General features: G+C 43.9%; 17 protein-coding genes. 6 read left to right on the top strand and 11 right to left on the bottom strand.

Annotation, left to right across the window (positions count from 1 at the left end):
- Window positions 1-2: 2 nt before the first annotated feature.
- Together KL866_RS14720 and KL866_RS14715 are read right to left on the bottom strand one after the other, a co-directional pair.
- Entirely contained in the window at window positions 3-2231 is a 2229-nt protein-coding gene (locus tag KL866_RS14720; protein ID WP_214995716.1) for a Mu transposase C-terminal domain-containing protein, read from the bottom strand.
- On the bottom strand, window positions 2228-3055 hold the full coding sequence (locus KL866_RS14715) for a TnsA endonuclease N-terminal domain-containing protein (protein ID WP_214995714.1): 828 nt from the start codon (window positions 3053-3055) through the stop codon (window positions 2228-2230). The genes KL866_RS14720 and KL866_RS14715 overlap by 4 nt, the downstream gene beginning before the upstream one ends.
- Before the next feature lie 570 nt (window positions 3056-3625).
- Between KL866_RS14715 and KL866_RS14710 the strand changes: the two genes are divergently transcribed.
- The 5 genes from KL866_RS14710 (at window position 3626) to KL866_RS14690 (ending at window position 6646) form a co-directional block, all read left to right on the top strand.
- Window positions 3626-4957, top strand: coding sequence for a HipA domain-containing protein (locus KL866_RS14710; RefSeq protein WP_285801336.1), 1332 nt, complete (start codon window positions 3626-3628; stop codon window positions 4955-4957).
- A gap of 58 nt (window positions 4958-5015) precedes the next feature.
- The gene (locus tag KL866_RS14705) at window positions 5016-5219 is read left to right on the top strand and encodes a hypothetical protein (RefSeq protein ID WP_214995711.1); all 204 of its coding nucleotides are present in this window, start codon (window positions 5016-5018) and stop codon (window positions 5217-5219) included.
- Window positions 5220-5759: 540 nt separating this feature from the next.
- Window positions 5760-6056 carry a hypothetical protein gene (locus tag KL866_RS14700; RefSeq protein ID WP_214995709.1) on the top strand — a complete coding sequence of 99 codons (297 nt, stop codon included), beginning with the start codon at window positions 5760-5762 and terminating at the stop codon, window positions 6054-6056.
- A 55-nt stretch (window positions 6057-6111) separates the two neighbouring features.
- Entirely contained in the window at window positions 6112-6336 is a 225-nt protein-coding gene (locus tag KL866_RS14695; RefSeq protein ID WP_214995707.1) for a hypothetical protein, read from the top strand.
- 157 nt (window positions 6337-6493) lie between these two features.
- Window positions 6494-6646 carry a hypothetical protein gene (locus KL866_RS14690; protein ID WP_214995705.1) on the top strand — a complete coding sequence of 51 codons (153 nt, stop codon included), beginning with the start codon at window positions 6494-6496 and terminating at the stop codon, window positions 6644-6646.
- A gap of 234 nt (window positions 6647-6880) precedes the next feature.
- Here the strand turns inward: KL866_RS14690 and KL866_RS14685 are convergent, their stop codons facing one another.
- Window positions 6881-7282, bottom strand: a complete 402-nt coding sequence (locus tag KL866_RS14685; protein WP_073322687.1) for a GFA family protein — start codon at window positions 7280-7282, stop codon at window positions 6881-6883.
- Window positions 7283-7674: 392 nt separating this feature from the next.
- On the bottom strand, window positions 7675-7989 hold the full coding sequence (locus tag KL866_RS14680) for an HNH endonuclease (protein WP_214995703.1): 315 nt from the start codon (window positions 7987-7989) through the stop codon (window positions 7675-7677).
- Window positions 7990-8343: 354 nt separating this feature from the next.
- Between KL866_RS14680 and KL866_RS14675 the strand changes: the two genes are divergently transcribed.
- Window positions 8344-9009, top strand: coding sequence for a hypothetical protein (locus KL866_RS14675; RefSeq protein WP_214995701.1), 666 nt, complete (start codon window positions 8344-8346; stop codon window positions 9007-9009).
- Between the two features lie 370 nt (window positions 9010-9379).
- Here the strand turns inward: KL866_RS14675 and KL866_RS14670 are convergent, their stop codons facing one another.
- The 7 genes from KL866_RS14670 to KL866_RS14640 all read right to left on the bottom strand — a co-directional run bounded on the left by KL866_RS14670 (window position 9380) and on the right by KL866_RS14640 (window position 17227).
- Window positions 9380-12493 carry an efflux RND transporter permease subunit gene (locus KL866_RS14670; RefSeq protein WP_214995700.1) on the bottom strand — a complete coding sequence of 1038 codons (3114 nt, stop codon included), beginning with the start codon at window positions 12491-12493 and terminating at the stop codon, window positions 9380-9382.
- Between the two features lie 53 nt (window positions 12494-12546).
- Entirely contained in the window at window positions 12547-13485 is a 939-nt protein-coding gene (locus tag KL866_RS14665) for an efflux RND transporter periplasmic adaptor subunit (RefSeq protein WP_159609826.1), read from the bottom strand.
- Complete coding sequence (locus tag KL866_RS14660; protein WP_214995732.1) at window positions 13482-14750, bottom strand: TolC family protein; 1269 nt, start codon at window positions 14748-14750, stop codon at window positions 13482-13484. Before KL866_RS14660 ends, KL866_RS14665 begins: the two co-directional genes overlap by 4 nt.
- Window positions 14751-14875: 125 nt before the next feature.
- On the bottom strand, window positions 14876-15271 hold the full coding sequence (locus KL866_RS14655) for a hypothetical protein (protein ID WP_057790219.1): 396 nt from the start codon (window positions 15269-15271) through the stop codon (window positions 14876-14878).
- An 87-nt stretch (window positions 15272-15358) separates the two neighbouring features.
- A complete protein-coding gene (locus KL866_RS14650; RefSeq protein ID WP_057790217.1) occupies window positions 15359-16243 on the bottom strand; it encodes a cation diffusion facilitator family transporter in 885 nt (294 codons plus the stop codon).
- Window positions 16236-16595 (bottom strand): DUF3703 domain-containing protein, encoded by a 360-nt coding sequence (locus KL866_RS14645; protein WP_159609832.1) that lies wholly within the window; start codon window positions 16593-16595, stop codon window positions 16236-16238. Before KL866_RS14645 ends, KL866_RS14650 begins: the two co-directional genes overlap by 8 nt.
- A complete protein-coding gene (locus KL866_RS14640; protein ID WP_159609834.1) occupies window positions 16592-17227 on the bottom strand; it encodes a cation transporter in 636 nt (211 codons plus the stop codon). Before KL866_RS14640 ends, KL866_RS14645 begins: the two co-directional genes overlap by 4 nt.
- Between the last annotated feature and the right edge of the window lie 32 nt (window positions 17228-17259).

The following is a 17259-nucleotide window of genomic DNA, read 5'->3' as shown; positions in this document are numbered from 1 at the left end:
GATTAATCTCCAAATAATTCGTTATCAATGTCGTCATATCCGAAATTCGGGAGAAGTGACGCAGTGCTGTTTTCATTGGCAAGTTGCTCGTGGATTTCCAACGCATGCTTTACATGTTGAACAGCGGCGTATTGACGCTGTAATTCTTTAATTCGAGGACTCATGCTCACACGAGTATTGTCTGGAGCACTTGCAATAATTTGCTGATTTAAGCGTATGAGCTCTTGAGAATACTGCTGTTTCGCAATGCGCAGTTTCTTCAGATTAAGCCTGTTTTCATGACGTTTATCTTTGAACTGCTCCAGCAGATGAAGCACCGGTTCCCAATGTTGATCGATGAAAGGACTTTCATCGTTAACATTTTTCAAATTGAAACAAACATACTGACCATCCAGTGTTTTATGCCACAGGTGCGTCGTCCATTGCCGCCAACGCTTTACAGGAATTTTGAACGCGCCATGATGTTTTGCTTTTGTGAACCATCCAGCTTTTTTCGCGTAATCTGAATAATAAACAAGACCATCAAAATAAATGCCATCGCTCCGAACTGACGCAGTCTCTTCAGGCAAGAAAGCCCACTGTAGACGTCCTTGCTCTTCTTTTTTTGCATCCCGGCCGCCATTCATTTCTTGAGTCAAACTATGCTTAAAGAGCGAGATCGGCGTGATATCAATACCCGCTCGGATAGCGTTTATATCTAGTCGATGCAGTCTGTCTGCGGAGTTATTGTGCAAGACGATCGTATGGATAAGCTCAGCAACGAGCGAATCATAGTCGAGAAGCGCTTGGTTAGATGGATGCTGCTCCCCACGCTGCGGGGCTTCTGGGATAGCTCCCGGTGAAAAATGAAGTGAGCCTTTATTTAAGACATCAAACTTTTTCTCAACCACGGCTTTGGCATCACCTCTGAATACTGCCGTAAAGTTAAACCCTCGCACGCCGATTTCGGTGCGAAGCACTGACTCAATAAGACCATCGGGATATTCTCTGCCGTTATCAACGGTGATTTCCACTGGAACGTGGTGGCATGGCCACTCATCTTCAGTAATCGTCACGCCAAATTGTGCAGCAAACGCCACTTTATCACTGCATGCATTCACTAGAGCCTGACTTGCCCCGGCCCAATTAGGGCCATCAAATCCTACGTACATTCCGACAATCGCCGTAGAAAACACGTCAATAACAATGTAAAGGACAGGTCTCCCCATCGAGTATTGGCCAGTATTATCAAATGGATAGCGTATATATTTATCTAAAACGGTAGCGTCAACTTCATAGCGAAATGTTGCCCCTAGTACGCCGTCGTGTGAGCTCCCCTGTCTGTCAGCATGATCTTTTTCATAAGCGATGTGACCATACCGGATTTTCAAATACTCAGTTTTATCAAGGATTTGTTTGTAGTGATACCTCAACTGGGCTTCTGAGAGCGAGTGTTCCTCGTCAAACGGAATGCGTGTTTCAGTTGTTACATTATCGACAGTTCGCTCGATAACAGTCGACTCAAAATTGTACTGATATAATTCAATCGCTTTATAAATCGCAAACTTTGGGTATTGAATTTTTCCATCTTTGGATTTCATGAACGCAATGGTCGCACGCATCTGCGCTTTATGCTGCTCAGTCACGCCCATGGATTTAGAGCGACTGAAACGATTATCAGCACCGCCTCGACCACGTTTAATGTTCTTGTCACCAATTTTTGCTGGCAAATGTGTATTCTTGCCAACATTTTTCAGCTTGACGGGGAGTAAAGCATTCCGCGTACATCCGAAGACGATAAAGCGATTCAGTGCATGGTAATAAGCACCTTTTGTACTCCATGCTCCAGGAATTGCTAGCTGCCGATTAGTGTCAATTAACTGCCTGACGTCTTCTGCAATACCATCTCGATATAAGTATTGGCGTATCATAACTTCTGTTGTAAGAGGCGCGATTAACGTGTATTTCTTGTCACGCTTCTTGAGCCAATTTTGTTTGCCTAGCTGCGTAATTGCATCATCGCTTAAAGACAGTTCTGCATCGAACTCATACTGCGCCGACGTTGCACTTGGGCTTCGTAATACGGCGTACAACGCTGAAAACTTCATCAGCGCTGGCTTAGGTATATTCTCTGCCCCCTCTATTCGCACCAAATCCGTTACCGCGGCCGTTTTTAACGCCAAATCAACGTGACAGACCAGTAGCTTCACACGCTTTTTATCATCGACAATATGTTGTCCCGCATAAATCATATCGTCAGCCCTACAGGACGAAATAAGCGAACATATTTAGTCGTATCGATGGGCAATAGGCTTCTCTGGCAAGCGCTCTGAAACAAGCTTTGCACACGCTGAAAACTCTCGTTGTTAGTTGTTGAAATTCGCTGTAAATGCTCTTGCAATTCAGCCCTGGGCGATGCTAACCAACTCTCGATAAAGTCTAGGCAAAATGCTTCTAATTCAGATGAAGTCGCTTTTGTCCCAAGCCCTCGCTCAAAGTAATTGTAATTCCACGATTCTGCTTTCGTCGCATCTCGCTCAGTGAGCACTTGATAGCCGACTTTTCTGCGCTGCCAATACTGTCTTTCAATTTCAAATTTCTGCCATGTCCGCTCATTTTTACGAGAGATATTCCCCAACTCATCTTCTTCATAAATCACGTCAAAGTACTTAAATGTATAAGCAATGCGATAGTTCTCTCCCGTTGCAGAGCGATATTTAGCAAGAAAATCTGTCGTCATCACGTGCGCGATATTAGACTTATAATCGCGTGGATGAATAAGATTCATCGCAACAGCGATATCGAGAGTCTCATCGATATCAAGCGGATATTGTTCTAGCACTTCTATGCAATGCTTGGACATCATTAGCTTTCTATATGCACGATATTCACCGTCTGACAGCTCATGCGTCTCAAGCTCTTGAACGGGACAGCGAGACCAATGTCTTCGCCCGACCCTGTTGACATCTCTTACTGTAACAAAAGGCTTAAAAAGCCCGGTCTGTTGATAGTCGCGCTTCCATGCATTCAGCTTTTTAATGTCGTCGTAACTCGCTGTGACGATAATGTGTTTCATGCTGCGCACCCTGTATAAAAAACACGCACCATACAGCAAAAAAAGTGTTTTTCAAGACTGCAAGTCATTGAATTTTTATGTTATAATTCAGAAACTTACATAATATATGAGAGTTTTAAAATCAGTCAATTTTAGCCGTATAAACTTATCTTTTAAGCGATTTTCCGCTATATCAACTTGACACGTAACTTCATGATATTAATGTATTTTTTTAAAAATCGTAATTTTTAAGTATTTTTTCCTTCAGTAGCTTTTTTCCTTAAAATTCAGATTTTTTTATCTCTTTTTTGTCGTGGCTAGCGCCAACAGCACCCACTCCCAAGTGGTGGTACTTCCTATGTAAAATCATCTACCTACATAAACTATCCGCTAAAATCTGCCCCACTTTTCCCTCTAAAAAAGCAAAAGAAATTCACGACAACAATTCATAAAAATCTCTGAAAAATTGTCATAGGTTAGTATCAAAATGACACTAACCATAACGCGTAACCACATGATAAATAAAAGGTTTACAGACAAAAAACTCATTGGTAACGTGTTAGTGACCAATTCATCAGTTTGAGCACCAACATGCTAAATACATCCCAGCACCCATCAAATCAGTTCGAGGTGTTTGCCGAGTCGCAAAAGGTGGGGAGTCTGATGATAACCTCTGAGATGAAATTTACATTTCGCTATGACCAGTGCTGGTTAAAAAGCGGCTATGCCATCTCCCCCCACCTCCCATTGGACAAGCCAGTTGATACCAAAAGTCTTTGTCGCTTCTTAAATAACCTGTTACCCGAAGGCTCTGCACTGGAGTGTTTACTCAATAACTACTCCCTCTCACGCCACAATCTTGGAGGCCTTCTCAAGCATATCGCGTCAGAAAGTGCAGGCATCTTACATTTTCAGTATCCCGATACTATTGAGCCAGAGGTGCGAGAGCTGTCTGAGCAAGAGCTTGGTCTGCGGATTTCTCAGGGGACGAATGTCGTTATTTTCGACGGCTTGTTTCGCCTCAACGTTGCAGGGGTACAGAAGAAACTCAACGTATACCTGACACCCGAGAACACCTATCAGCTTGGGACGAGCGCACTTCCATCCACTCACATTCTGAAGTTCATGCCACCTGCTTATTCCATCGTACTCAATGAGCTCTTTTGCATGCTGATGGCTGAAGCAATTGGCCTGCCTGTCGCGAAGGTTGAATTCCGTAGATTAACGCGCACGAAGCGTTTGCCTGACACTTTACTCGTGAAGCGCTTTGACAGGGATGTGAGTGAAGACGGGACTGTCAGCAAGCGTCACATCATCGACGGCTGCCAAGCACTCAACCTGCCGCCAGAGCACAAATATGAGCGACTTTATGGCTCACATAAAGACGTTGCTCATTGCCGTGACGGTGCAAATTTGTCTCAGCTCTTCGGCTTTGTCCGTGAGCGTTGCCAGTCTGAGGATGCGATAGAGCAATTGTTGGCATGGGTCTGCTTTAACCTTGTCATTGGCAACAGTGACGCCCATGCAAAGAACATTAGCTTTTATGTCGACCCATCGGGCATTCACCTGGCCCCCTTTTACGACCTCGTCTCTATTATCTTCGAAGCAAAAGGTGATCCGAAGCTCGATACGTCATTAGCAATGGCCATCGGCGATGAATTCGATATTGAGGCAATCACTGCCTATCACCTGCTGTGCTTTGCAGAGGAAGTGGGCATTACCCCAGAACAGCTAAAGAACGTGCTTTTAGGAGTCGCTACGGCGTGCATTAAAACTGCGTCATTATCGCTGTGTCGCGACGCGAAATTCTCGCGACGGAAAAATCACTGCCTGACCCAACTCATTGAACTTATCAAACAGCGAGCCAACCATTTCCTTGGTGAAGTGGCGCTATTTGATGAAATTCAGCGCACGCTATTCTAACGCTAACGCATCAGTTTACTCGATAGCCGTATAGCTATCAGCACAACAAGGAAAGACTATGAATAACGATGATAGTAACGCGAAGGTGTGCCAGCACCTTTTGGACGACGCACTTGCCGCGTGTGTCATTGGTCGAAATGGGAATGTTTGTTACTTCTATGGTGATGACGGTGTATTGACAAACAACGTTGCCGATGCCGCTATTATTCTTGAAGCGATTGCCCAATTACTTGCCAATCAAACAGCACGGGAATGCAAATAGTGACGACCGAGGCACGTAACACATTTTGCCCTTTGTCCTGAGCCTTCCGGCTCAGCAACACCCAGTTGCTTTCCTCAACACGCACCTCTTCCTCTTTTTTCTTTCAAAATGAAGAAAAAAGCATGTACGCGACGCAAAAAACACGAGCTTTTGAATATATTCAAAAAACCAGCAGAAAAGAGATATTCAGCCCCCCTCACGGCTCGCATTTTTGTGACGACCGTCACACTTTGAAAATAACTCAAATTTCTAACTGTAAAAGCCAAAAAAAGGGTCCTACTACTATATATAGGTGAGTCGTAAAAATATAATCGCAGCGGCCTATATCTATTGAAATCACCTTGTTCTCTTTCATCATAAAACATGAGGATTACATCAAAAGCACAAATAAAATACCAAAAAAACAAGCATACTGGATGTCCAAGCGAAGCTTGCCCAAAACGAGGCTTGAGCCTGTAAATCCGTTCAAAATACATAAACAGATTGAACACGCTGAAATTCATGCCATACTGTATAAATAAACAGCATCAGGATAAGCCCATGACATTCGACAAACATTCCCTCACCCTATTCGTCGGACAACACGAGTTTCTTACACTTTCATGCCAAGCCACCATTGATGCCCGCTATGTATTCTTGTTTATAAAGTTGCTCAGAGAGCTCAACGCGCTAAGTAGTGAACAGTCAGCCTTTCATGTCTTCTACATCGATATCGACAAGCGTACAGGTATTCCAACCCCGAGTATCGACGTATTGGGTATCGAACCTCCTGAATACCGACGCTTATGTGACCGCTATGAAATGCTATATCGCCAAGCGCTGGCTCCCTGCGCGTGAGTTAGGGGGGAGTGTAAACCGTGATGTGTATCTAAATTTAATAAGGTTCAAGAATATGATGGGTAAATCGTTTCAGCAGGCAGGATGTGTTGATATCAACGACATCGAATTCAAAATCATCAAGTCCCCAAGAAGCGTTATCGCCAGCGCCGAGGTGGGTGTTGAAGCAAGGTATGCTGAATTCGATATTACCGTTCAAAGTACGTCATATCGTTCTCAATATCAGAATAAGCTAGCGGCTATCGAATTAATCAAGAAACAAATAGGCAACGAATCATAACTTACCTAGCTCAGAAGTAAGCTAACTTGAACTTTGTGCGTTCAAAAAATGCACAGAAACTTTAGGTAATATTACGAGTATCCGATGATCGCCCAAATGGGATTAGAATAGATACTTCTTTTAAACTTAAGGGCCGATAAGGGCCAAGGAGGATATGATGGCTAAATCATTAAATGAACTTCGTAAGAAGACTAAGCCAGAAGTACAATTGGCTGCCAGAGCGAAAGCTGTTGATATTCTTGCAGAAATTAACTTGGCAGAAAAAAGAAAAGCACGTGGACTTCCGGACCAACCTAAGTCTGTAAAATGAACGATTTCGCAAACCAGTTCATTGCTTTCTCAATGACGGCTTAAGACAAAGCAGACGTTAAATGATGTAATCTTTACTTCGGACTTTGGTCAAAAGCGGTCATTTCCATAAAGACCACCAAACTCACTTTGGGAAAATAAATTTGCAAAAGCGGGTATCAACGCTTGGCTTTGCGATGTGCCGGAGATTAGCGTAGGTGCGTCCGCCAGCAGCCACTGGTTATGTGGTGGTTACTCAATCTGGCAGACCCTCGAATTTTGGCAGGTCCTCTAACCCCTCATCCCACACAGCTTTGCTGGATGAAAAGATGTGCGCTGTTGGCACGATTGAGATTTCTGTGTCTAAGCATCCTGCGGGAATGACGAGCAAGTCTGGGATCTGAGTGTTCGGCAATGCTGAGCCACACAACTTACAAAAGCTTTTGTTATGACGAGTGCCTGGAAGCGTAAAGGACGTCACAGCATCTGCACCTGACCGCCAGACCAATTTCGCTGACTGTGAGAATAGGTTTGCTGCATGAGCCGAGCCTGTATCTTTCTGGCAATGCTGACAATGGCATAGGTAAAAGCCATTGAAGTCACCTTTAACCTCAAATTTGACGGTACCACATAGACAAGAACCGACATGATCAGTCATCAGAATCTCTTTCATGGCACGGGGTGAATGTAGCGAAATACACATAATATCTAATTATAGAGAATTCACCGTAGTTCCGGAATAAATATATCTGTTTAATGTCAGCCAATTTGATGGGACTCAATTATGAGTATAAAAGATCCGTTCTGGGCAATTAACCTTTATCTAAACCGCTAGCTGTATTCTTCCGCTATTCACTCATTGGAGTCTAAAACAGCCACTACTGAGACTGAAAATGGTCAGGAGCGGAGACTTCGGTAAAGTCTACCAACTCACTTTAGAACTAAAAATTTTGATAAAGAGATCTTCCTCCCCACCAACACAGACGAGCACCGAAGTCGCGAGTCCAACCAACTTGCTGGCGAATGTCGCTGGCTTTGATATTCACGATATTATTGCCCGTTTGCAATCGCTTGTTTAATAATTGGTGCCACAGTTTCTCGGGTAATGCCACGCTCAACGCAGTATTTAGTTTGAAGCCAAACCGAAAGCTGTTTTTGACCTTTGCTTGCATTGCAGCCACGACAACAAAGACATATATTTTCTCTGGTGATTATTGAAGCATCATTGATGATGTGTTCCCAGCTTGCAGAAGCTTTTGCAGATTCTTTGTGTGATAGAAACTCGTTACCGCAATAAACACATGACTTATCACGTTCGCGGACTTCCTTTTCTATCTCTGCTGGAATATTCCAATTATTCGCCATAGCTCTATTCGTCCTTTTTACGCATAGCAATTTACTATAGAGAATTAACCGTAATTCCGGAAGAAATAAATTAACGTGGATTCAAGTATGCGTTTAGAGGGTCCGCTATGGACCATTAACCTATATTTAATCCGCTAGCGATTTTCATCCGCTTCTCGCTCATTGGAGTCTAAAACAGCCGCTGCCGAGACTGAAAATGGTCAGAAGCGGCCGTCTCAGTTTTAAAGTACACTATTTTACGAGTTTTTTTCAACTAAACCCATAGAAAACTATTTAATAGTTAATGCTGATGGTTCAGAAAGGTTGTAGTCTGGCGGAGTGCTTTATTTTCGACTATCAGGGAGTGGTAACACAATGGCACATATCGACACAGACTTTGGTCAACCTATGATTTTTAGAACTGTTGACGAAAAGGTATATAAGGCGAGTATTGAAGAAGGCAGCATTTGGCTCAGGAGCAACCAATACTATCAAACCCTCGAAAACAAGGAACGACAAGACGCTATTGAAGGAATCAGCGGGACTAAGGCGGAACAAATAATACAGTTCAAAGGTTTGAGGTTAATTACGAAAGGAAATGGTCTTATTGGAACTCAGCTCCCCCCTCATTACATAATGTCACTCCACGGGGTAGGCATACGAGAGGACATCATAAGTGGATTCGGGGGGCATACTTTCGGAATTAAATGCCTCTCAAAATTAGCCGTAGAGGTCTTGTATCAAGTGTCTCAAAAGATTAATGTCCGAGGTTATCGTTATGGTCAAGTTAGTTACCAACACACTGCAATCTCCAAGTCACGCATAAAAGAGGGCCAAGGGGGCATATTTAAGATCGGCGAAGGAGATCAAGCAGAAAGCATTCATTCGTTCGACCCTAATTGCTTGCGGAAGTCGCCGGAAGAACCATTCATTGGACAAGACGAATGGCGAATCGTAATTTTCCCCGACGAAATCTATAAGGGCGACCATAATGCCCCGTTAGATATTAATGTCGACCCGAGCCATTTCTTCCCAATCTAATGTGTAGTGGCTCATATCTAATCTGACACTTTGATTTAAAGGTCTCGACTTGCCCTGACAGTCGGCATTAGACAAGGAGCGGACGTTCAGGTATTAATTCATGAGATTCTGCATTTTACCAATTGCAGCCGTTTAAAAGAAGTTCTCTGGAAGGCAGATGTGAACCTAAGTGGACAGACGAGCGTTAAACCTGCCGAAGATGTTTATGTCATTCGCGGATCTTCATTCCACCTTGATTGAAATAGTGGCAATCGTAGCATTCTGGACAATCAGTTCCTTATTGGTGGACACACTATCCAGTGATCATTTTCAATTATTTTGAATTTTAAGACGAAAAGCACCGTATCTTCTTAAATACGGTGCTTAACAATCACACTTTCGTTGATTTCGAATGCATTACCCGATACAAAATAGGCAAAACGACCAATGTTAGAATGGTCGATGAGATGATCCCGCCAATCACTACCGTTGCCAACGGTCTTTGCACTTCAGCCCCCGTTCCGATATTAAGTGCCATGGGAATAAAGCCTAAACTTGCTACCAGTGCCGTCATCAAAACCGGACGCAATCTTGTGATAGCCCCGTCAACGATCGAGTTAATTAAGTCACCTGTTTCTAGTACTCGCTGTTTAATAAATGACAACATCACTAAGCCGTTTAGTACCGCAATACCAGAGAGCGCAATAAACCCGACTCCGGCAGATATAGACAGTGGCATGTCACGCATCCAGAGCGCGAAGACACCTCCCGTTAAGGCTAAAGGCACGCCAGTGAAGATGATCAAGGCATCACGAAATGAGCCAAACACCACCACTAGTAACACAAGTATTAGAAATAGCGTGGCAGGCACCACGATAGACAGTCGCTGACTGGCACTTTCAAGTTGCTCAAACGTGCCACCATAATCCAGCCAGTAGCCTGCGGGCAGTGCAACCTGTTCGGTTATTTTGATTTTTGCTTCGTCAACAAAACTCCCTAAGTCGCGTTCTCTGACATTGGCGGTAACCACGACTCTGCGCTTACCGTTTTCTCGACTGATTTGATTGGGAACAGACGAGTAACTCAGTGTAGCGACTTCTGATAACGGTACAAATTCCCCATCGGATGTAATAATAGGAGTGCTGCCAATAGCATCTAAATCGGTGCGAATACCTTCATCAAATCGCACAAGCAACTCGAATCGTCTATCTCCCTCAAAAATTAAGCCAGCGGTATTACCCCCGATGGCCGACGCCAACCACTCCTGCAAGTCGGCGACGTCCAACCCATAACGTGCCAACTCGACTGGCTTAGGATTGATAGTGAAGATAGGGATATCATCGACCTGCTCAAGTCGTGCATCCGCCACGCCGTCTATTGATTGCAAAACCGTTAAGATGTCGTTTGCAGAGGCAACAAGCGTGGTTAAATCATCTCCAAAGACTTTAATGCCAAGATCAGCTCTCACTCCACTTATCAACTCGTTAAAGCGCATTTGAATAGGTTGGGTAAATTCATAGTTGTTGCCTGTCACCGCTTGTAAGTCTCGCTCAAGGGTTTCTACGAAATCCGCTTTTGACAAAGTTGGATCTGGCCACTGCGCACGTGGTTTTAGCATCACAAAGGTATCGGTTACGTTGGGCGGCATCGCATCGGTAGCTACTTCTGCTGTACCGGTTTTCGCAAACACTGTGAGTACCTGCTCATATTCCATCAAGGTAGATTCAAGCGTCTTTTGCATGGCGACGGCTTGTTCTATACCAGTGCCAGGAATACGCATAGCGTGTAGCGCAATGTCACCTTCATCAAGCTGGGGAACAAACTCAGAGCCTAGTCGCGTTGCCAGCCATAAGCTGCCTACTACTAGCACGACTGAGCCGACAATCACTATCCAGCGCAATTTCAGTGCAATATGAATGATGGGGCGATAGGCGGATTTGGCTGCAACAATAATGAAGCTTTCTTTTTCACTGACTTTTCCGCCCATGAACATCGCGACTGCCGCTGGTACAATGGTAATGGAGAACAGCATCGCTGCTATCAGCGCCATGATGACCGTTGCCGCCATTGGCTGAAACATCTTGCCCTCAACGCCTGTCAATGAGAACAGGGGGATATACACCACAGTAATAATCAATACACCGAACAAGCTAGGACGAATGACTTCGTTGGTCGCTTGAAAAACCAGCTCAAGCCTTTCTTTAAGTTGCAGAACACCATTTGTTCGTTTCTGTGACTCGGATAGTCGCCGGATACAGTTCTCTACGATGATTACCGCACCATCGACAATTAATCCAAAATCCAATGCACCAAGGCTCATCAGATTGGCAGACACACCGGTATTAACCATCCCTGTGATGGTCGCCAACATCGCTAGCGGAATAACTGCCGCAGTGATGAGCGCGGCGCGAATATTGCCAAGTAATATGAACAAAATCACTATGACTAATAACGCCCCTTCTACTAAATTCTTCTGAACCGTGTCGATAGCTTTATCGACCAGTAGGGTGCGGTCGTAGACTGGCTCAATGACAATACCATCAGGTAAGCTGGATTGGATGTCTTTCACCTTCTTGGCAACTGATTGGGCAACGGCTCGTGAGTTTTCGCCGACAAGCATCATTGCGGTACCTAAAACGGTCTCTTCACCTTCCTGTGTTGCCGCACCGGTTCTCAGCTCTTTGCCAATAGCTACACTACCAATGTCTTTCACCGCAACGGGGACAGTATTAATGCGTTTTATTACCACATTTTCTATATCGCTAAGTGTCTGGAGCTGACCTTGTGAGCGCACCAATATTTGTTGTCCATTGCGCTCAACAAACCCCGCTCCCTGATTCGCGTTGCTTCGCTCCAGAGCAAGATGGATATCTCCTAGACTAATGTCAAAATTTAGCATTTTCTGTGGTTCAGGATTCACATGATATTGCTTTACGTAACCACCAATGGCGTTTACTTCTGTGATCCCTTTAACGAGTGCAAGCTGAGGTTTTACTATCCAGTCATGAATTTCCCTAAGAGCCATTGCGTCATATGGCTCACCATTTTTTTGCACGGCACTTTGATCAGCTCGTAAGGTATACATATAGATTTCGCCCAATCCCGTAGCGATAGGACCCATTTCTGGCTCTAAACCTTCAGGTAGCTGACTTTTGATTGCTCCTAGTCGCGTATTGATGAGATTACGCGCAAAATATAGATCAGTGCCTTCATCAAATACTGCTGTTACCTGAGATAGCCCATAGCGGGATAAAGAGCGGGTGTAGGATAGTTCAGGCAATCCCGCCAATGCTGTTTCTACTACAAACGTGATCCGTTGCTCGGTTTCCAAGGGCGAATAACCCGGTGCTTGTGTATTGATTTGCACTTGCACGTTGGTGATATCAGGTACCGCATCAATAGGTAATTTTTGGTAACTGAATAGCCCCATTCCCAGCCCAAGAAAAATTAGCATCAACATTAAACCTCGACGCTCAATAGACAAACGCAGTATTGACTCAATCATGTGTTTGTCTCCCAATATTTAGGGCGATAGACCAGACAGATAGTCTTGCGTGATTAATGATCATGACCAGCCTCCGACTTTTCTAAATCGGCTTTAAATAGATAACTATTCTGGCTGACAATGACATCTGCAATATGCAGGCCTGATAACACTTCGATATTGTTACTATCTTGTTGACCAAGCATAACGGGAACGGGATGGTATTCCTCACCTTCTTTAACAAATACTACAGATGTCCCTTCAAATTCTTGAATCGCAGCTTTAGGTACCATCATGGCGACATCAAGTTTGTTGATTGTGACCAGACCTTTGATAGCTGCGCCAACAGGCCACCTACCTGACGTGTTGGCAATTTTTGCGTAAGCCAAGACGTAAGGCTTTTCATCGGGTGATGGTAAAATATGCTGAATAGTTGTGTTTAACTTTGCCTCTGACAAACTAAGCTGAACGCTTTGTTGGTCAGCTATCTCTGAGAGTTGTTGTGGGAAAATCTTAAGCTGCGCCCACACATCCTCGTAGTTGGCGATTGAAAATAACACTTGTCCATTAGATAACTCGCCTTCATTGGCATGCCTCGCAATCACGCTTCCTGAAAACGGTGCTGTAACGGGGTAGCTTTTCAAGCTTTCGTTGGATTCAACGATTGCCAGTGTCTCGCCTTTTTTGACTTTGTAACCCAGATTTGCGTTGACTTTAGTCACCATACCGTCGAACCGGGCGCGGACATGACTCAGTGAAGCCGGGTCGGTCACCACATTTCCGTAAACGGTAGTGGTGATATTGAGTTGTCCTGCACTCACTTTTTGTGTCACCACACCCATTTTTTGCGCCATATTGTCAGATATAAGCACAAATTCAGCGTTGTGGGTATCTTCATCCCTATGTTCGCCTTCTGATGCGTATATTGGACGACTTATAAGTAATATGAACACACTGCATGTTATGAAAGTTCGCAGGGTGTTTTGTGTCTTGATTACTGTTTTGTTATTCATTGATTTTTACTCGAAGAAGATGTGACATTTGCATCAGCAAGCGGTTGCGCAGTGAGTGATTCAATATCCGCCCCCCGCTGATGTGCTTGTTTGGCAGACTGAATTAAGGCTTGCTTGGCATTAAGTAGTTCTTGACGGGTGCTGACCCACTCAAAATAACTAAAACGCCCATTGATATAGGCTTGTTCTACCAATTTCAGCGCTTGAACTAACGGCGGGATAATCGAGTCTTGTAGTGTCTGCACATTGAGCAGCGCATTATTTCTCGCTACTAGCGCCATATTTAGTTGATGGTAAAGGTTTTGGGTTGCAGACTGTTTTTGTTGTTCCAATTGCCCTTGAACAGCCCGTTGTTTTTCATACTCACCAAGGTTTCGACTTGCCGCAAACAACGGCATGCTGACACCTGCTACGAAAGCGGTATCATCAATGCTATTTATACGTCTTATTCCCGCTGTCCAGCTTAAATCTGATTGATTAGCTGCTTGAGTAAGGCGGACTTGAGATGCCTGCAATCTCGATTCTTTCGTATAGACCTCAAGATTGGGACTGTTCAATAGTGTGTTGAAAAGCGAGGTTAATGAAGGAGATGATTGCAGTGTAAATAAGTCACCCTCAACACCAGTAAAAGTAGGATTTTTTTCCCCCCACATAATAGCCAGGCTTTTTATCATGGCTTGCTTAGTCTGCTGTGCCGTCACCACATCCAGTCTGGCTCTTGCCAGTGCAGCTTCAGCACGTTGCTGTTCAAATACTGGAGATGCTCCCGCATCCACACGTTTTGTGACCGCGTGATAGGTATATCGGGCAAGAGTTTCTGTCTCTTGTTGAGTGTCAATTAGCGCTTGTTGCGCTAAGACATCGATGTAGCGACGTGTCACTTCAGCTAAAACATCCAAGGTTTGCACTTGTTTTTGTGCTTCGACTAAGGTGGATTGCGCCTTAGTAAACTCCTTACGTGAGTTGAGTTTATTGCCCAATTCAATGACCGACGACAATGTGAGAGTCATCTCGGTGTCCTTAGTTCCTGAGACATCTCCTGTACCTAAGAAGTTTTCTAGTTCAATACCGGCTGTAACCTCAGGTTTGAGAGACGCCGTTTTAATTTCCCCCTCAACTGCTTGTTGCCTATATGTGAACTCATGCAATTCTGGCGAATTAGTTAATGTACGCTGTATGGCGCTTTGCAACGTTATTTCTAGATTGTTGGTACTGTTTGTTTGTGCTACTACCACGGTGTGTGTTGTCAAAAGGACAATCATCATGGAAACCACCCAAGCGTGCACACGCACAGGACTATTCAATGAAAATTTCATTGTTGTTTTATTCCTAAATTATCAAAAATATATATCGCCAAGTTGTTGGCGAACGGTGTTTGATTAGTTCAGGGTTATGCTTTAGGTGGGCGTAACAATTGTGTGACGGGCCCTTCTATTACTTTCGTTAAGTAATAGAAACCGTGATGGGTGGTAACAGAATCGAGTTCGATGCCATTGCTGTTTCCAAGCCAGTGAGCATGGGTTCCGTGACAATGACCACAGTGGTGGCAATCAGCGGGATTATGAGAAATATCTACGGTGATTTTATCAGCATTGGGTTGTTCGTTAGATTGCTGTTGAACAAGCGCCTTCGCAGAAACAGTGTTATCTCCCGCCTGATGTTCGTGTATTTCGCTTAGATGTTGCGAGTCGATAACATGAAAATCCAAGGAATTAGCGACAGCCGAAAACGACTGAAACAAAATCAGCGAAATCAACAGGTAACTTGCCACCCTTACACTAAACATATCTATCTTCTCTCATCATGTTTATGTTAACAGCTTATCGAACTAAGGCCAATCGACCAACCAAAACAAAGTATTTCAACCATTACATTACTTATCACGGCAATCTTCACTGGCAAATTCAATTTCAATGGTAGTGTGCACAAAGTCAAATTCACCAAGGTCGTGACGAAATTCGTCTTTGAGTGTTCTCAATTGAGAAATCGAAACATCTTGTTTCAACACCACATGTGCCGTCATGACGCTATGTTCACCGTCCAAAGACCAGATATGAAAATGATGTATATCCGCCACATCAGCGTTTGACATAAGTACTTTACGCACTTTCACCATCTGCGTCGTATCTGGCGTGCCTTGCAAGAATAACAACAAGGTTTCTTTTAGATTTCTGACGACATTAAATAAAATGAATAATGTAAAGCCAATAGATAAAATGGGATCCAAAATTGCCCATGGCTTGAACATCAGCACAATCGATACGATCAGCACTGCCACCCAACCCAATACATCTTCAAGTAAGTGCCAGTTTAAGATACGTTCGTTTAAGGAGCTCCCTTCGCTAAGTTTATATGCGGCAAAACCATTTACCGCGATACCAAATATCGAAAGCATTAACATACCTTCCACTTGCGGCATTTCAGGTGCTGAAAGCCTAGGTATGGCCTCGAACAAAATCCATATTGAGCCTATAGTTAAAACAATTCCGTTGATCAAAGCGCCTAACAGCGAAAATCGTTTATAACCATATGAAAATGTGGTATTCGCTTCTTTATCGCTTAGCTTGTTCAATCCCCATGCAGTGCCAATAGATAAACTATCGCCCAAATCATGTACTGCGTCAGCCATTATGGCCGTGCTGTTTGTCAGCCATCCGCCAATAAATTCAATGATAGTAAATACGACATTCAAGAAAAATGCCCAGCCAATGCGTTTTGAAGCGCTGTTATTACTGTGACTGTGGTTATGATTATGCATGATTGATTTTGTCCAATATCGCTTGATTTTTAGCACTTACCGGTAGTCGTTTGAATGGACTGATATTAGTGCCACCTGTGTTCCCTTTGGGTACAAGGCCGATAGCGGTTTTGGTTGCAGCACCAATTATTCTTATAACTTGTCCAAAAACGGCTCTCCAATCTTTGTTTAGAAAACCATGTCGCAGCATTTTATAATGGATTAAACAATGATAATAAGTAGAGTGCTGACCAATTACATGCGCATCCTCCAGCGCTGCAAATGCCTGCCTCTCATTATTGTTAGACATTGCATCTAAGTAATCGGTTAATTTGGAATCGATATGCGGCTTAACGGCTTTATTGTATGTCATTGTGGATCACCCGCTTTACATTTCTGTACTTCGTTATTAAGTGCTTCCTGCTTGGCGTCTTTCAGGATCATCCACGCTCCGCGTAGCACGACTATTGACACTATACAGCCGATAACCAGATCCGGCATTCTGCTATCAAGCCATACCACTAGAACACCGGCGATGATGACACCCATGTTGGCAATGACATCGTTAGCTGAAAAAATCCAGCTGGCTCGCATATGTACTTCGTCGTTTTTATGATTACGAATAATCACCAAGCAAGCGACGTTTGCAATGAGTGCAATGAACCCCATTCCTATCATTAATGATGAGATAGGCTCACTGCCCAAGAATAATCTTCTGGTAATATCAATGAGAATGATCACGCCCAGCAACAGCTGAAAGTAACCACTGATTTGCGCAGCTTTGGCTTTGTAAAGTATAGATTGACCCACAGCATAAATACCTATGCCGTATACAACCGCATCCGCTAGCATATCCATAGAGTCTGCTATCAAGGCAGTAGAGTCAGCCAAAATACCAACGGTCATCTCAACGAAAAACATCGTCGCATTGATGCCAAGCAGCCAATACAAAACCCGTTTTTGTGAGGCATCTTTGATTTCCACTTCACAGCCGCAACCACTCATTGTTCAACTCTTATTCCCAAAATTATAGGTAC

Origin of the sequence: Alteromonas sp. ALT199 (genome assembly GCF_018619335.1) — a bacterium.
Lineage (GTDB): Bacteria > Pseudomonadota > Gammaproteobacteria > Enterobacterales > Alteromonadaceae > Alteromonas.
This window is presented reverse-complemented; position numbering and strand designations above follow the sequence as displayed.

Coding starts and splice junctions, on each gene's coding strand:
- KL866_RS14640 (WP_159609834.1), bottom strand. CDS start 17,227: ATGAGTGGTTGCGGCTGTGAAGTGGAAATCAAAGATGCCTCACAAAAA.
- KL866_RS14660 (WP_214995732.1), bottom strand. CDS start 14,750: ATGATGATTGTCCTTTTGACAACACACACCGTGGTAGTAGCACAAACA.
- KL866_RS14695 (WP_214995707.1), top strand. CDS start 6,112: ATGATGGGTAAATCGTTTCAGCAGGCAGGATGTGTTGATATCAACGAC.
- KL866_RS14675 (WP_214995701.1), top strand. CDS start 8,344: ATGGCACATATCGACACAGACTTTGGTCAACCTATGATTTTTAGAACT.
- KL866_RS14645 (WP_159609832.1), bottom strand. CDS start 16,595: ATGACATACAATAAAGCCGTTAAGCCGCATATCGATTCCAAATTAACC.
- KL866_RS14690 (WP_214995705.1), top strand. CDS start 6,494: ATGGCTAAATCATTAAATGAACTTCGTAAGAAGACTAAGCCAGAAGTA.
- KL866_RS14655 (WP_057790219.1), bottom strand. CDS start 15,271: ATGTTTAGTGTAAGGGTGGCAAGTTACCTGTTGATTTCGCTGATTTTG.
- KL866_RS14705 (WP_214995711.1), top strand. CDS start 5,016: ATGAATAACGATGATAGTAACGCGAAGGTGTGCCAGCACCTTTTGGAC.
- KL866_RS14720 (WP_214995716.1), bottom strand. CDS start 2,231: ATGATTTATGCGGGACAACATATTGTCGATGATAAAAAGCGTGTGAAG.
- KL866_RS14710 (WP_285801336.1), top strand. CDS start 3,626: ATGCTAAATACATCCCAGCACCCATCAAATCAGTTCGAGGTGTTTGCC.
- KL866_RS14670 (WP_214995700.1), bottom strand. CDS start 12,493: ATGATTGAGTCAATACTGCGTTTGTCTATTGAGCGTCGAGGTTTAATG.
- KL866_RS14700 (WP_214995709.1), top strand. CDS start 5,760: ATGACATTCGACAAACATTCCCTCACCCTATTCGTCGGACAACACGAG.
- KL866_RS14680 (WP_214995703.1), bottom strand. CDS start 7,989: ATGGCGAATAATTGGAATATTCCAGCAGAGATAGAAAAGGAAGTCCGC.
- KL866_RS14665 (WP_159609826.1), bottom strand. CDS start 13,485: ATGAATAACAAAACAGTAATCAAGACACAAAACACCCTGCGAACTTTC.
- KL866_RS14650 (WP_057790217.1), bottom strand. CDS start 16,243: ATGCATAATCATAACCACAGTCACAGTAATAACAGCGCTTCAAAACGC.
- KL866_RS14715 (WP_214995714.1), bottom strand. CDS start 3,055: ATGAAACACATTATCGTCACAGCGAGTTACGACGACATTAAAAAGCTG.
- KL866_RS14685 (WP_073322687.1), bottom strand. CDS start 7,282: ATGACTGATCATGTCGGTTCTTGTCTATGTGGTACCGTCAAATTTGAG.